Annotated in this window: 13 protein-coding genes; 10 read left to right on the top strand and 3 right to left on the bottom strand. The window is 69.7% G+C overall.

What is annotated here, in order from left to right; genetic code table 11:
- Window positions 1–160: 160 nt before the first annotated feature.
- Complete coding sequence (locus tag ACZ6QO_RS35450) at window positions 161–2,614, top strand: CHAT domain-containing protein (RefSeq protein ID WP_465857495.1); 2,454 nt, start codon at window positions 161–163, stop codon at window positions 2,612–2,614.
- Window positions 2,615–2,621: 7 nt separating this feature from the next.
- On the opposite strand, the gene ACZ6QO_RS35445 is transcribed toward ACZ6QO_RS35450, so the two are convergent.
- Window positions 2,622–2,777, bottom strand: coding sequence for a hypothetical protein (locus tag ACZ6QO_RS35445; RefSeq protein ID WP_465857493.1), 156 nt, complete (start codon window positions 2,775–2,777; stop codon window positions 2,622–2,624).
- Between the two features lie 174 nt (window positions 2,778–2,951).
- Here ACZ6QO_RS35445 and ACZ6QO_RS35440 point away from each other — a divergent pair, with 174 nt between their 5' ends.
- From ACZ6QO_RS35440 to ACZ6QO_RS35420, 5 genes are all read left to right on the top strand, one after another.
- Complete coding sequence (locus ACZ6QO_RS35440) at window positions 2,952–3,620, top strand: helix-turn-helix transcriptional regulator (RefSeq protein WP_465857491.1); 669 nt, start codon at window positions 2,952–2,954, stop codon at window positions 3,618–3,620.
- Window positions 3,621–3,652: 32 nt separating this feature from the next.
- Window positions 3,653–4,132 (top strand): DUF3291 domain-containing protein, encoded by a 480-nt coding sequence (locus tag ACZ6QO_RS35435; RefSeq protein ID WP_465857489.1) that lies wholly within the window; start codon window positions 3,653–3,655, stop codon window positions 4,130–4,132.
- A gap of 230 nt (window positions 4,133–4,362) precedes the next feature.
- Window positions 4,363–5,658 carry an amino acid deaminase gene (locus ACZ6QO_RS35430; protein ID WP_465857487.1) on the top strand — a complete coding sequence of 432 codons (1,296 nt, stop codon included), beginning with the start codon at window positions 4,363–4,365 and terminating at the stop codon, window positions 5,656–5,658.
- A gap of 332 nt (window positions 5,659–5,990) precedes the next feature.
- Entirely contained in the window at window positions 5,991–8,771 is a 2,781-nt protein-coding gene (locus tag ACZ6QO_RS35425) for a COR domain-containing protein (RefSeq protein WP_465857485.1), read from the top strand.
- 128 nt (window positions 8,772–8,899) lie between these two features.
- On the top strand, window positions 8,900–9,343 hold the full coding sequence (locus ACZ6QO_RS35420; protein WP_465857483.1) for a phage tail protein: 444 nt from the start codon (window positions 8,900–8,902) through the stop codon (window positions 9,341–9,343).
- Between the two features lie 33 nt (window positions 9,344–9,376).
- Here the strand turns inward: ACZ6QO_RS35420 and ACZ6QO_RS35415 are convergent, their stop codons facing one another.
- Entirely contained in the window at window positions 9,377–9,610 is a 234-nt protein-coding gene (locus ACZ6QO_RS35415) for a hypothetical protein (protein WP_465857481.1), read from the bottom strand.
- A 292-nt stretch (window positions 9,611–9,902) separates the two neighbouring features.
- Between ACZ6QO_RS35415 and ACZ6QO_RS35410 the strand changes: the two genes are divergently transcribed.
- A complete protein-coding gene (locus ACZ6QO_RS35410) occupies window positions 9,903–10,757 on the top strand; it encodes a helix-turn-helix domain-containing protein (RefSeq protein WP_465857480.1) in 855 nt (284 codons plus the stop codon).
- An 18-nt stretch (window positions 10,758–10,775) separates the two neighbouring features.
- Window positions 10,776–11,003: a DUF397 domain-containing protein gene (locus tag ACZ6QO_RS35405; RefSeq protein ID WP_465857479.1), complete on the top strand. Its 228-nt coding sequence runs from the start codon at window positions 10,776–10,778 to the stop codon at window positions 11,001–11,003.
- A 93-nt stretch (window positions 11,004–11,096) separates the two neighbouring features.
- Here ACZ6QO_RS35405 and ACZ6QO_RS35400 read toward each other — a convergent pair whose 3' ends face one another.
- Window positions 11,097–12,179 (bottom strand): DUF3866 family protein, encoded by a 1,083-nt coding sequence (locus ACZ6QO_RS35400; protein ID WP_465857478.1) that lies wholly within the window; start codon window positions 12,177–12,179, stop codon window positions 11,097–11,099.
- A 36-nt stretch (window positions 12,180–12,215) separates the two neighbouring features.
- Here ACZ6QO_RS35400 and ACZ6QO_RS35395 point away from each other — a divergent pair, with 36 nt between their 5' ends.
- Window positions 12,216–13,160 (top strand): helix-turn-helix transcriptional regulator, encoded by a 945-nt coding sequence (locus tag ACZ6QO_RS35395; RefSeq protein WP_465857477.1) that lies wholly within the window; start codon window positions 12,216–12,218, stop codon window positions 13,158–13,160.
- Window positions 13,157–14,113 (top strand): helix-turn-helix transcriptional regulator, encoded by a 957-nt coding sequence (locus tag ACZ6QO_RS35390; protein ID WP_465857475.1) that lies wholly within the window; start codon window positions 13,157–13,159, stop codon window positions 14,111–14,113. The genes ACZ6QO_RS35395 and ACZ6QO_RS35390 overlap by 4 nt, the downstream gene beginning before the upstream one ends.
- Window positions 14,114–14,127: the final 14 nt, after the last annotated feature.

The raw sequence follows: 14,127 nt of genomic DNA, 5'->3' as shown, positions 1-14,127 counted from the left end.
CGGCGTTCCGGCGGCGGCATCCGTCCGGCGGCGATCTACTTTGTAAAGGCGCCCGCGTGGTCGAGCAATCGTCTCCCGGCCGGAGAACCGCCGCGATACCTTCGTGCCAGGCTCGTACGAGAGGTGCCAGGTGGCCGAGCGGGAAAGACTCTTAGCGTCCGTGCGCACGAGCGTCGAGCGTTACGCGGAATCGCGAGATCCCGCGGCGGTGCTGGACCAGGAGGCGCTCGACGACGCCCTCGCCCTGCGCCGGCTCCTGGACGACTTCGACGTAGACGCCTGGCACGCGCTGGGCTGGTTCCACTGGGCGCGTCATCTGGCTCTGCTCGGGGGTGGAGCCGAGCACGATCTGGACCTTGCTCTGCAGATGCTGGGCCGCTGCTTCATGGCCGGTGTCCCGGATGAGCATCTGCCCGGCCCGCTGCTCCTCTCTCTGGCGGACAGAGCCGTTCCCGCCGCCGAGGACCTGCTGGAACGGGCGAGCCGGTCTGATGATCCGGCCATTTCGCGCGCCGTGGAGGTGTGGCGGCGCATCGTCCGGCATACACCGGAAGGGCATCCCCATTATGCGGGCCGCCATAGCGCTCTCGGCGGCGCGCTCCACGACCTGTACCTGTGGACCGGCGCGGCGGCCGACATCCACGAGGCGGTCGCGCACTACCGCTCCGCCGTGGAGGACACCCTCGACGGTCACCCTGGCGCCGCCTCCGTCTATGCCGGTCTGGCGTCCGCGCTCCAGACCCGCTTCATGCGGAGCGGTGACCCGTCAGACCTCGCCGAGGCGGTCGCGCTCTGGCGCCGGGCCGTGGACACCGTTCCCGTCGATGATCCCTCGCGGACGCACCTCCTCGCCGAACTGGCGGCGCTTCTGCGCGTCCGCCATGCGGCGACGGGCGACCGTGCCGGCCTGGAAGATGCTGAACGGCCTCGAGAGGTGATCGATACCCCGGTCGCCCATGAGCCGGCCGAGTCCTTCGCAGACGAGCTGAGCGAGGAGGATGTGCACTACTACAGCGATGATCCGCACTACAGTGATCATCCGCACTACGGCTATGATCCGCCGACGTCCTCGGTGAGAAGGCACGTCGATCGGTCCGTTGATCGGTCGGCCGGGTCCGCCGGGTCGGCCGCGCCGCCGCCCGAGCGTGCCGGCAGGGTGCTCGCCGCCGACTTTCCCCTTCAGGTCGCCCCCGGAGACCGAGTGGCGCTGGTCGTGCGCATCCTGACGGAGGGCTCCGGGCGGGCGTTCACGCGAAGCGCGCCCATGAAGGGCCTGAGCGTCCCCGCGGGCGGGGTCGAGGTCTTGGTGACGCTCCAGGCGGGCCAGGGACTCGTCGCCTTCAGCGAGCTCAGTCAGAGGCTCCTCGTCCCGGAAGCTGGAGACTCTGAACCGGTCCTGTTCGAACTGGAGGCACGTCGCACCGGCACGCTTCGGGCGAACCTGATCGCCTGGGTGGGCGGGACGTTCGTGGGAGAGTTGCCGGTCGAGATCTCCGCGGAGGCGGGCGCGCGTGGCGTGCCGAGCGGGTCGAGCAGCACCTTGATCGGCGAGCTACACGCGGTCCCCGGCGAGGCGGCACTCCAGCTGACGCGGTCACCGGAGGGGAGGTACCAATTCCAGGTGCTCACCCCGGACATCTGGTACGAGATGGTGCCGATGAGCCTGGCGGCGGAACCGGTCAACGCCATCGAGCGGACCATCGCGGAGCTCGAACGCCTCGCCGGCCGCGGCGGCCCCCACAGGCGCGAACCTCGCCGCCTGCGGGAACTCGGGGCCAACCTCTGGCAGCAAATGGTGCCCGACGCCGTCAAGGAGCAGTTCTGGGACGTCCGCGGGAGCATCTCGACCTTCAGCATCGCCACCGATCACGACATCATTCCCTGGGAATTGCTGTACCCGCTGGCCCGGCACAAGGACGAAGGCTTTCTCGTCGAGCAGTTCCCCGTCGCGCGTCGTGTGTTCAACCAGGTGCGAACCGCTCGCATCTCCATCAGCCGGTCCGCCTTCGTTCTGCCCGAGGGCTCGCCCTCCGACGCGCAGGCCGAGATCCTCAGCGTCAACCGGTGCCTGCGCGACGCCCTGAAGCTCCAGTCCGGGATCATCCTGCGGGAAACAGAGGAACTGCTCGACTGGATCGCGAAAGGCGCTCCCGGCCTGCTTCACTTCGCCTGTCATAACACCTTCCAGCCGGACGCCGGCGGGTCCATGGTCCCGATGGGCGGGGGAGAGTTCCGACCCGACCTGCTCGCCAGCTCCGTGCTCTGTAAAGGCCTGTCCGCGCACGGGCCCCTGGTGTTCTTCAACGCCTGTCGCAGTGCCGGCGCGACCTACGAGTACACCAGACTGATGGGGTGGGCGGGACAGTTCATGGCCGCCGGAGCCGGAGCCTTCATGGGGGCCTCGCTCGCCTGCCAGATGATCCAGCCGATCCCGATGGCGGCCAGGGCCATGCCGCAGAACGCGGCGAGGACGTCGCCGCCGTCGTTGAGCTTGCCCATGGCGGTCAAGGGGCCCGCCCCCAGCAGCAGAGCGCCGGTTCCTGCGGCCGCGGCGATGATCCACTTCAGCGTCGTCCGCAGGTCGGTGACGGCGTCGCCGGTCTCCGGCTTCTGAGGCGTCGTCACCCGGATCTCTTGTCCCGGAACTCCACCCCCGGCTCGTCCGTCTGCTGCAGCGGTCCATAGTCGGGCCTCCACTCGCCGTTGTCGTAGACGAGCAGAGTTCTGCCGTCGTCGGCGAACTTCATCGCGCCCTGCCGGGGGTCATCACCGCTCATGCTCCCCAGTATGGACGTGGCGCCGGTGCCGGAGCACGGCTCTTGGGACGGTTCGACGGCGCCGACCGCGGCATGCGGCCTACGGCCTTCCCGGCCCGGTGCCCGCTCAGGGCCGCCGTCCGGCGGGCGCCGGCTCGCCCGCGCTTCGGCGGGAGCCGTCCTACACTCGCCATTGTGAGCGGTGACGATCCAGGTCTTTCCGATCCAGGTCTTTCCGACGCCCTTCAGGTGCTCGGCGTCCTCAGTGACCCCGTGCGGCGGGCGCTGTACGAGTACGTGTCGGCGCAGGGGCACGACGTCGGCAGGGAGGAGGCCGCGCGGGCGGCGGAGGTGGGCCGCACCCTGGCGGCCTTCCATCTGGACAAGCTCGTCGACAGCGGCCTGCTGGAGTCGGGCTTCCGCCGGCTGAGCGGGCGCACCGGCCCGGGGAGCGGGCGTCCCGCCAAGGTGTACCGCCGCGCCGAGGGCGAGCGCCAGGTGAGCCTCCCGCCCCGGGACTACCGCACGCTGGCGCTCGTGCTCGCCGAGGCGGTGGACGCGCTCGGCGGCGAGGAGGCCGTCGAGGCCGCCGCGCGCAAGGCCGGGGAGCGGGTGGAGGCCGCCGATCTCTGCGCGGCGCTGCGGGAGCGGGGCTACGAGCCGTACGTGGAGGACGAGGTGGTCCGCCTGCGCAACTGCCCCTTCCACGTGCTCGCCGAGGAGCGTCCCCTGCTGGTCTGCTCGCTCAACCTCGCGCTGTGCCAGGGCATGCTGTCGGCCCTCGGGGACGGCGGCAGGACGGCCCGGCTGGATCCGCGTCCGGGGGAGTGCTGCGTCGCCTTCTCTAAAAACAATGGAGATTGACTTTACAATCGGCGGTATGGTCTGCTGAGCGCATGCATCTAGCCCAGTTGAACGTCGCCCATCTGCTGGCGCCCCTCGACGACCCCCAGATCGCCGACTTCGTGGCCAACCTGGAGCCGATCAACGCGCTGTCCGACGCCGCGCCCGGGTTCGTCTGGCGGCTCAAGGGAGGGGAGGACCCGACCGACACCGTCCAGCACGACTACGGCGACATGCTGCTGATCAACTTCTCGGTCTGGGAGTCGCGCGAGGCCCTGTGGAACTTCGTGTACCGCAGCCCGCACCTTGCGGTCCTGCGCCGGCGCCGCGAGTGGTTCGCCCGCGCGGCCGAGCCGTACAGCGTGATGTGGTGGATCCCCGCGGATCACACGCCCTCCTTGGCCGAGGGCATGGCCAGGCTCGAACGCCTCAAGGCCGTAGGTCCCGGCCCGGAGGCGTTCACCTTCAACGACTTCCACGCGCCGCCGAGCGGCGACGGCGTCGATCTCCCCGAGCACGGGCTCGTGCGGTAGTCCGCCGAGACGGCCGCACGGCCCCGTGGCCGGCCATGCGGCACCCCGGGCGGTCGCGGCGCCGCCCGGGCGGTTCCCCGCCACGAACGCGGATGCGCGAGCGGTTCCCCGCCGCCCGTAGGCCCGCCGGCGATGTCCCCGCCGTTGACCGGCACCTGACCGCGATGTTAGAACGAAAGTCACATACCAGAACAAACGTTGCATAGTGCGCAGCGCGATGGATGGTGCTTATGAGCATCGACGGGGACATGATCGACGCACTGCGCGACGAGCCTCTCGACTGGCGGTACAAGGCCCTGCCCCCCGGCGTCGCCGGCACGGTGGGCGACTACCTGGCGAGCGGCCCGGTCCTCGGGGACTTCGGCACGCCGCTGCTGACGCTCGACGCGGCCGCCCTGGAGCACAACATCACCCGCATGGCCCGCTGGACGGCCGAGGCCGGCGTCACCCTGATGCCGCACGGCAAGAGCACGATGGCCCCAGAGCTGTGGCGGCGGCAGCTCGCCGCGGGCGCCTGGGGCATCACCCTGGCCAACCTCGCGCAACTGCGCGTCGCGCGCGCCTTCAAGGTGAGCCGGCTCATGCTCGCCGGCCCGCTGGTCGACCCGGCGGGACTCGCCTGGATCGCGGGGGAGATCGACCGGGACCCGAAGTTCCGGTTCATCTGCTGGGCCGACTCGGTGGAGGCGGTGCGGATCATGGACGCCGCGCTGCGCGGGACCCGCCGGCGGGTCGAGGTATGCGTCGAGCTCGGCGCGCCGGGCGGGCGCACGGGGGCCCGGGGCCCGGCCGCTGCCCGCGAGGTGGCCAAGGCGGTGCGCGCCGCGTCGTCGCTGCGCCTGGCCGGCGTCGCCGGATACGAGGGGCCCTTCGCCCGCGACGCCTCTTCTTCGGGTCTCGCGGCGGTGCGCGGCTATCTGCGCGGGGTGGCCGAGCTGTTCGGCGGCCTGGACTTCGAAACCGGCGAGCCCATCGTCACCGCGGGCGGCAGCGCGTACTTCGACCAGGTGGTGGACGTGCTCGGCGGGCTGGAGGCGCGGGTGGTGCTGCGCTCGGGCGCCTACGTGATTCACGACGACGGCTTCTACCGTGCGATCTCCCCGTTCCGCCCCCGCAACCCCGGCAGAACGGGCGCGCCGTCCCGCGCCGGCGGGAGAGCAGGTGCGGGCGCGTCGTCCGGCGGCGACGAGCCGTTCCGCGCCGCCATGCACGGGTGGGCGCGGGTCGTCTCCCGCCCCGAGCCCCGGCTGGCCCTGCTCGACGCAGGCAAGCGCGACCTGCCCTTCGACGAGGGGCTGCCCGAGCCGCAGCACGTGCGCGGCAAGGGCCCGCTGGAAGGCGCGGGAGTCACCGCGCTCAACGACCAGCACACCTATCTCTCCGTCGACCCCGCGTGCGACCTGGCCTGCGGCGACGTCGTCCGGTTCGGTCTGTCCCACCCCTGCACCGCCATGGACAAGTGGGCGCTCATCCCCGTCATCGACGACGACGGCGCCGTCGTCGACCTGCTGAGGACCTTCTTCTGATGCTCTTCAGAAACGTCACCGCCGTCGACGGCACCGGCGCGGAACCGTACCGCCCCCGGGTTCATCCCTTCCCTGGATCACGTAAATCGGGACGACAATAAAAGGGTAAAACGGCCCGCATATTGATGAATTTTCCCGGCGTCGGCTCCTCAACGATTCAACCGACCGCAGGACGATGACCGACGCCTGGTCGCAAACCTCGTCCAGGCGCCCACCCGCCGTGCGTCGATTCGCATCAAACGGGCCGCAATTTCGCTATTGTCAAATACTCAGACGCACCGCCCGTAGCGACAATCGACCAACCCCCGGCCCGAGCAATGGTGAGCCGACCAATGACGCAGTCCGCTGAGCACGAAGCCGACCACCGGATCAAGGCAGCCGGCGATGTACTGGATTTGAATCATCTCGGCCTCGCTCACGTGCCCGAAGCCGTGGGCAACTTGACCGCTCTCACCGAGCTGGACCTCAGCGGCAATCGGCTGGAGGTGTTGCCGGAGTGGTTGGGTAACTTGACCGCTCTTACCAGGCTGGGCCTCGGTGGCAATCGGCTGGAGGTGCTGCCGGAGTCGTTGGGGAACCTGACCGCTCTTACCAGGCTGGACCTCAGCGGCAATCGGCTGGCCGTGTTGCCGGAGTCGTTGGGCGACCTGACCGCTCTTACCAGGCTGGACCTCCAAGTCAACCGGCTGGCCGTGTTGCCGGAGTCGTTGGGCAACTTGACCACTCTCACCAGGCTGTATCTCTATGGCAATGAGTTGACCGCGCTACCGGAGTCGTTGGGCAACCTGACCGCTCTCACCGCGCTGTACCTCCGTGACAATCAGTTGACCGCGCTACCGGAATCCTTGGGAAAGCTCGCTGATCTCCGTGTGCTGGATATCGAGGAAAATCCGCTGGTGAGTCCGCCGCCGGAGATTGTGACTTCGGGGACTTCGGGGGTGCTGGCGTTTCTGCGGGCGTTGCTGCGCGGGAGCGTGGAGCAGTGGTCGTCGAAGATGCTGGTGGTGGGCGAGGCGACGGTGGGCAAGACGTCGGTGGCAAAGGCGCTGTGCGGCCTGCCCTACGATCCGCACGAGCCACAGACCCATGGGGTACATCTCGACCCGCTGGACCTGCCGCACCCGAGCCGGCCGGGGACGGTGATGCGGCTGAACGTGTGGGACTTCGGCGGCCAGTTGGAGTATCGCGCCACACAGCGCTTCTACCTGACCGATCGGTCGCTGTTCGTGCTGGTATGGAACAGCCGCCGAGGGTGGCGTTCCGGCGGGCAGGTCGAGGCATGGCTGCAGACCATCACCAACGCCGCCCCGGACTCCCCGATCGTGATCGTGGCCACCCACTGCGCCAAGTCGGTCGCCGACCTGGACGAGGTCGATCTTCGTCGGCGCTACCCCCGCATCCAGGGGGTCTCCCAGGTCGACTGCGCCGACGGCACCGGCATCCAGGAACTGCGTGACCAGATCGCCGACATCGCGGCGGCGCTGCCTCTGATGGGCGGACGCTGGCCCACCGGCTGGGACGAGGCCGCACGGCGGCTGGCCGACCGGCCCGGCCGCTGGATCAGTCTTCACCAGGCCGACCGGGAAATGGCCGAATGCGGTGTCGAAGAGCAGGTACAGCGCGAGGTGCTACGGGGAGCGTTGCACGATCGCGGGGACATCCTGCACTTCGCGCGTGACGCCGAGCTGCGGGACACCGTCGTGTTACAGCCGGCCTGGGTCGATGAAATGATCACCAGGGTGCTGGACAGCCGGCAGGTCGCCGAGCGGGGCGGGCTGCTCAGCCGCGCCGAACGCGGGCGCTTATGGCGCGACCTTGACGACCCGGGCCTGTGGGCGACGCTGACGGCGATGATGGAACGGTTCGACCTGGCCTACCGCATCGACGCGCCCGGTCATGAAGATGTGGCGCTGGTGGTCGAGCGGCTGCCCGCCGGCGCCCCCGAACACCTCCCCGGCGAATGGGACGAACTACTGGCGAAGCCCGGCACCTCGGAGCTGCGGCTGACCTACCGGCTGTCGTCCCGCCAGGCGGGCATCCCGTCGTGGTTCATCGCCCGCGAGCACCGCTACACCATCGGGGTGGCGTGGGCGCGGGGAGTTCTGCTGCGCCACCACGACCACACCGCCGCCGACCGCGGCCAGGACCGTACGATGGCGCTGCTGGTCGACGATGACGCCGCCCAGCCCACCCTGCGCCTGACGGTGCGCGGAACCACGCCCCACACCTTCTACTCGATCCTGGACGAGGCGTTCACCGGCATCCTGGCCGAACGCTATCCCGGGATGGACGTCCGCCGGTTCATCCCGTGCCCGTGCATCGCGCCGCCGGGCCGGTGCGCGCACGAGTTCGAGCACGCCGTCGCGCTGCGCGCTCTGGAACACGGCGCCCCGCTGCAATGCCAGCAGACCTTCGCGATGGTCGACGCCCGGACGCTGCTGCTGGGCCTGCGCCCGCCCGCGCCGACTGCGGTGGAGACCACCCTGGTCAGGATGCAGCACAGCCTGGATGAGATCGCGGACACCACCAGCCAGATCAAGTACGCCCAGCTGCAGGTCATGGACGGCGTGCGTGATCTCCTGCGCCACCGGGGCGAGCAGGGCGCCTACTGCCCGAGCGTCTTCACCATCACCAAGACCAAGCTGTCCACCTACGAGCTGCGCCTGTACTGCGAACAGCCCGACGGCCCGCACCCGCTGGAGGACGGCGCCGGCGTTTACGAGCTGAAGATTCTCCCCGGGTGGCTTCGCCGATACGCGCCCTATCTGCGCATCCTGCTCACCGGCCTGAAGTGGGCGGCGCCGCTGGTCGGCCCGGCCGTGTCCGGCCTGGCCGGTATCACGTTCAGCGAGGAGGACAAGTCCCGGCTGGAACTGTCGTGCAAACTCCTCGAAAGCGTGGCCCTGCCCGTGGGTGACGATTCGGGGATGCCCAACCCCGGCCGGCACGGGGAACAGCCCCGCGTGGACTTCACCGAGCTGCGCCAGGCACTGGTGGAGATCTGCGGCGAAGAGTGGGGCGGCCTGCGCGAGCGTGAATTGCCGGAAAGCCGCGGAATTGTCTACTTATGTCACCAGCACCGTCAGGCACTGCATTACCCTGCCCGGCCATAGGCGGTCGCGAAGGGCCCGGTATGCCTGACCCCGTGGCGAACTCACACCGGTGGCGAATGACCGGGAATAAAGAGGCGATGCGATATTAGGCTCGACCAGGGACATCCCTGCGGCAAAGGAGACCGCGCATGCCATTACCGGATTCAGACGGCTCGACCGGCCACTCCTTCGGTCTGGAGGTGGACGGGGTCGTCATCAAGCGGATCGAGGAGATCTCCGGGCTCAAGATGGAGCAGGACGTCATCGAGGTGAAGGAGAACACCCCCGACGGCAAGATCGTCGTCAAGCGGCTCCCCGGACGCCCCAAGGCCGGCGAGGTGACGCTCACCCGGGGTGTGACCTCGGACGACGGCTTCGAGAAGTGGGTGAGGGAATCCCAATCGGGGAAGGCGGGCGATGCACGCAAGAACGGCGCGATCGTCGTCTTCGACGCCGAGGGCACCCCGATCAAGCGGTACAACCTGGTCAACGCCTGGCCGAAGAGCTTGGAGATCACGTCCGTGAAGGCCGGTGACACGAGCGTCCTCACCGAGAAGCTTGTCGTCGCCTACGAGCGGATGGAGTTGGAGTGAGCCGCGGCCGGGGCGCGGACCCGGCCGTCCGTTTCAGAAGCGCGGCTCGGGGTCGAGCCAGACCAGGCGCAGGCCGAGCCGGTTGGCCAGTCGCTCGCAGCTCCTCCAGCTTCCGTGAGGCCGTCCGTTCACCGTGATCGTCGTCGCCGAACCGCCGGGCAACTCCACCCCGTACAGCTCCACCCCACCCTCGTCTCCGCACTCCTCGTCCGGGTCACGGAGCAGCGCGAACAGCCGTGCGCGCTCCTCCGCTCTCAACCGTGGCACGACCGCGTCTTCCTTGCCCCTGTCGTGATAGACAGTGGGCAAGCTGGAATCGGGCCGCTGATCCATCGGATCACCCCTTTCTCCGGCACCCGGCCGGGACGGGCACAGCCGTCGCAAGCATGCCCCGTCCCGGCCTCCGCATATCTGTATGAGTTCGCGCCATCGCACTGCGTAATGGAACTCTCGGTAGTAGAGTGACAGCTGATTGAGTCCTGCGCAATATTGAGCAGCAACTTAATCGAGAAATAATCAATGCGCCGTTTAGTCCTATTTGGGCGAAGGGGGGGGCGATGTGGCACTACGGAAAGGCCCGACGCTTCGCGCTCAGTGGCTCGGTAAGCAACTCCGTGAGCTGCGCGAAGCGGCCAAGCTGACTCTCCGGGAGGCCGGGGACTACGTCCAGCGTGACCAGGCCGCCATCAGTCGGTGGGAACAGGGCCTCACGCCTGCCAGGGCGCCCGATGTGCTCGCGTTGCTCAACCTCTACGGAGTCGACGACCCTGACGTCCGCGACGGTCTGGAACAGCTCAGCCGCGATATCTGGCAGAAGGGGTGGTGGGACGACTATGCCGGTGAGACCTCTGGCAGAGTGATCGATCACGCGTGGCTGGAGTCGCGGGCTGAGATGCTCCGCTCGTTCGACGTGCTGGTCATCCCTGGCCTTCTTCAGACGCCCGAGTACGCCGATGCGGTGATCAGGGCGGCCGATCCGGAGGCCGGTCAGGCGTACGTCTCTCGATGGGTGGAGTTCCGCATGATCCGTCAGCAGGTGCTCATCAGAGAGCGGCCCATCCGATTGGCCGCGATTCTGGACGAGGCCCTGTTGTGCCGTGTCGTCGGAGGCGTGCCGGTGATGCGTGCGCAACTGGAGCACCTCAGGGAACTCGGGACGCGGCCACATGTCTCGATTCGAGTGCTGCCCTTCAGTGCCGGAGCCCATGCCAGCCCGCGCGGGCCTTTCATGATCTTCGACATGTCGGCTCCCTACCCGGACATAGCTTTCACCGAGACTGGTGCGGGGTGCATGTACGTCGAATCGGATGGAGTGGGGAATTTCACGAAGGCATACGATTATTTGGACCAGGCTGCCTTGACTCGTGAAGAGTCGGCGGAACTCATCGCCGCAGCGGCGGAACGCATGGCTTAAGCGAACGGAGAGGCCCCCATGGCCACACCTGAGGAACTGGCCGGTGTCGCTTGGCACATCAGCACTTACAGCCCTAACGGCGACGCCCAATGCGTCGAAGCGGGGCCGCTGGGGGATGGGAGTGGGCGGGTTGCCGTGCGTCACAGTCATCACCCGGACCGTGAGGTGATCGTCTACACCCGCGGCGAGTGGGAAGCCTTCCTCGCCGGGGTCAAGGCCGGTGAATTCGACTTCTTCTCCGGCTGAGACTCCCGCCATCACGGCACTGCCAGGCGATGGGCCGGCCTCCTGCCAGGAGGTGGCTCAACTGCGTCCCTATTATTGGGATTGTCAGGATTGTCAGGCGAGGAGCGACGCGACGTGCCGGCCGGCGGCGGCGGATGCCAGGAAGCCCGCCAGGTCGCGGTCCAGGCCGCGGCCCATCGTGGACAGCTTGACCGGGCTGGCCTCCAACGTCTCGCGCAGCCCTTCGACCGCGACGGTGACCAGTTCGTGCCGGTCGGCCAGCACGGCGGCCTGGGCGCCGACCTTCTCGCCGAACGGGCCGGGCAGTTCCGGCACCACCACCTGGGCGGGGGCCAGGGCCACCCGGCCGTAGGCGGTGAGCGAGTGGTGGGAGACCCCGATGTGGCGCTCGCGCAGGTCGCCTTCGCTGACGCGCAGCGCCGCCACCGGACGCCCGCCCAGTACGGCCGCCGCGTTCACCGCCTCGCCCGCCGACACCCCGGAGAAACCCCAACGCGTGCCGGTGCCCAGGTTGCCAGGGCCCTGGGTCACGATCGCGACGTCGGCCGACAGCACGTGCCTGGCCGCGAGCAGCCCGGTGTGGACGGTGACCGCCTCCACGTCGCCGCCGAAGGACTGGCCAGTGGTGACCACCCCGCACAGCCAGCCGATCTCGCGCAGCCGCGCCGCCGACATCGAGAACCAGCCCGGCAGCGCGCCTCCGTCCAGCATCACGTAGGCCACCCGGGGCGGGCGCTCGTCCGTCCGGGGGAGGGAGCCGTACAGGCCGCACAGGATCGCGGGGAGGGCCGAGTGCAGGTCGGCGACGATCACCGGCATGCCCTCGACCGAGTCGGCCTCGCGTAGGAGCTCGTGATGAGGGGAGTCCTGTTCGTCGGCGCCGAGCACCGTGGCCTGCAACGGCGTGTATCGTGCCTTGACCAGGTGGCCGGGACCTTGCGGATCTTCCGGCAATCGGTCCGGCACGGCCACTACCATGGCGTAACCTCCCGTACCGAGGCCCATGGCGAGAGCGGTCGTGTTCAGCAGCACCGTGTCGCCAGGTTCGGGGCGGCCCACCAGCGGCGGGTAGGCCAGGGCCCGGCAGCTCCCTTCGGGGAGGGTCACGTCCAACTCCATCGCGCCCGGCCACTCGCGCCGGACCGCGACCACCTCGCCCTTGCGCCATCTGATCACGGGGCAAGGGTAGCGTCACCGTGAGAAGGGGGCCCGATGTCTCGGCGGAAGACCGAGCGGCTGCTGAACCTGGTCATCTGCCTGCTGGCCACGCGCCGCCCGCTCAGCGCGGAACAGATCCGCCATGCCGTGCCCGGCTACGACGCCGGCAACGACGAGGCCTTCCAGCGCATGTTCGAGCGCGACAAGAACGAGCTGCGCGAGATCGGCATCCCGGTGGAGGTCCACCGCGATCCCTGGGAGGACGAGCCGGGCTACCGCATCATGCGGCAGGCCTACGAGCTGCCCGAGATCACGCTGGAGGCCGACGAGGCCGCCGTGCTCGGCCTGGCCGCCCAGGTCTGGCAGCGCGCCAACCTCGCCGAGGCCGCCGGCGGCGCCCTGCTCAAGCTGCGCGCCGCCGGGGTGCAGACCGACGAGGCCGCCGGCGGCCCGCTGGAGCTGCGCGTGGACACCCGCGACCCCGCCTTTCCCGCCCTGTGGGAGGCTGTGCGTGACCGCAGGGTCGTCCGCTTCGACTACCGCGCGGCGGGCAGCGAGGTCCTGCTGACCCGCACGGTGGAGCCGTGGGGCGTGGTCAGCCGGCGCGGCCGCTGGTACGTCGTCGGCCACGACCGCGAACGCGACGCCCCCCGCGTCTTCCGCCTGAGCCGCATCAGCGGTCCTGTCACGCCGGTCGGCCGTCCCGGGGCCGTGGTCGTGCCCGAGGGGGTCGACATCCGCTCGATGGTCGGCCACCGCGACAGCCTGCTTCCCGAGCGCACCGCCACCGTCCGCGTCCGCCAGGACACCTGCCAGTGGCTGCGCCAGGTGGGGTCCGTGCGGCCCGGCGAGGACGGCTGGGACGTCGTGACCGTCGAGTTCGCCGACCCCGAGTGGGTGGCCGGGTCGGTCGTGGCGTTCGGGTCCGACGCCGAGGTGCTCGACCCGCCGGACGTCCGCGACGCGGTGATCCGCCGCCTGAAGGGAGCCCTCGCGTGAGCACGGCCGACCGGCTTCCCAGGCTGCTCGCCCTGGTGCCCTACCTCATGTCCCACCCGGGCGCGCAGGTGCCCGAGGTCGCCAGGCTGTTCGGGCTGACCGAGAAGCAGCTCGTCGACGATCTGCAGCTGGTGTGGATGTGCGGCCTGCCCGGCCACACTCCGGGAGACCTCATCGACGTCTCCTGGGACGGCGGCGAGATCCTGATCGACAACGCCGAAACCATCGCGCGTCCCCTGCGGCTCGGCATCGACGAGGCCAGCGCGCTGCTCGTCGCGCTGCGCATGCTGGCCGAGCTGCCCGAGTTCGCCGAGGGCGACGCCTTGGCCCGGGTGATCGCCAAGCTCGAACGCGCGGCGGGCGAGGGCGCGGCCGCCGTGAGCAGTCAGGTGGCCTTCGAGCTGGACGCCGCCCCCGACGCCATGGTCACCGTCCGGCGGGCGCTGCGCGAGGGCCGCCGGCTGTCGCTGCGGTACTACGTGCCGGGACGCGACGAGATCACCCCGCGCGAGGTCGACCCGACGCGGCTGGTGATGGTCGACGGGCGCTCCTACGTCGAGGGCTGGTGCTACCGCGCCGAAGGCATGCGGCTGTTCCGCCTCGACCGCATCATCGGCGTGGAGATGCTGGACGTGGCCGCCGACCCGCCCGCCGAGGCCGAGCCGATCGACGTGACCGACGGGGTGTTCCGGCCCTCGCCCACCGACGAGCTGGTGGAGCTCGAACTGACCCCCGCCGGCCGGTGGGTCGCCGAGTACTACCCGTGCGAGGAGGTCACCGAGCTGGGGGAGGGCCGCCTGCGGGTCACGCTGCGCGCCCGCGACCAGGGCTGGCTCGTCCGGCTGGCGCTGCGCCTGGGCGACAGCGGCCGGGTCGTGTCCCCGGTGTCGCTGGCCGACCGGGTGCGCGAGGCGGCCTCGGCGGCGCTGGCCCGCTACGAGACCTGCCACTGACGAGGCGGATCCGG

The sequence above is a fragment of the Sphaerisporangium sp. NPDC049457 genome, from assembly GCF_055586705.1.
This window is presented reverse-complemented; position numbering and strand designations above follow the sequence as displayed.

Excerpts from the sequence above, each read along its gene's own strand:
- ACZ6QO_RS35445 (WP_465857493.1), bottom strand. The coding sequence starts at position 2,777 with ATGAGCGGTGATGACCCCCGGCAGGGCGCGATGAAGTTCGCCGACGAC.
- ACZ6QO_RS35435 (WP_465857489.1), top strand. The coding sequence starts at position 3,653 with ATGCATCTAGCCCAGTTGAACGTCGCCCATCTGCTGGCGCCCCTCGAC.
- ACZ6QO_RS35430 (WP_465857487.1), top strand. The coding sequence starts at position 4,363 with ATGAGCATCGACGGGGACATGATCGACGCACTGCGCGACGAGCCTCTC.
- ACZ6QO_RS35425 (WP_465857485.1), top strand. The coding sequence starts at position 5,991 with ATGACGCAGTCCGCTGAGCACGAAGCCGACCACCGGATCAAGGCAGCC.
- ACZ6QO_RS35420 (WP_465857483.1), top strand. The coding sequence starts at position 8,900 with ATGCCATTACCGGATTCAGACGGCTCGACCGGCCACTCCTTCGGTCTG.
- ACZ6QO_RS35405 (WP_465857479.1), top strand. The coding sequence starts at position 10,776 with ATGGCCACACCTGAGGAACTGGCCGGTGTCGCTTGGCACATCAGCACT.
- ACZ6QO_RS35395 (WP_465857477.1), top strand. The coding sequence starts at position 12,216 with ATGTCTCGGCGGAAGACCGAGCGGCTGCTGAACCTGGTCATCTGCCTG.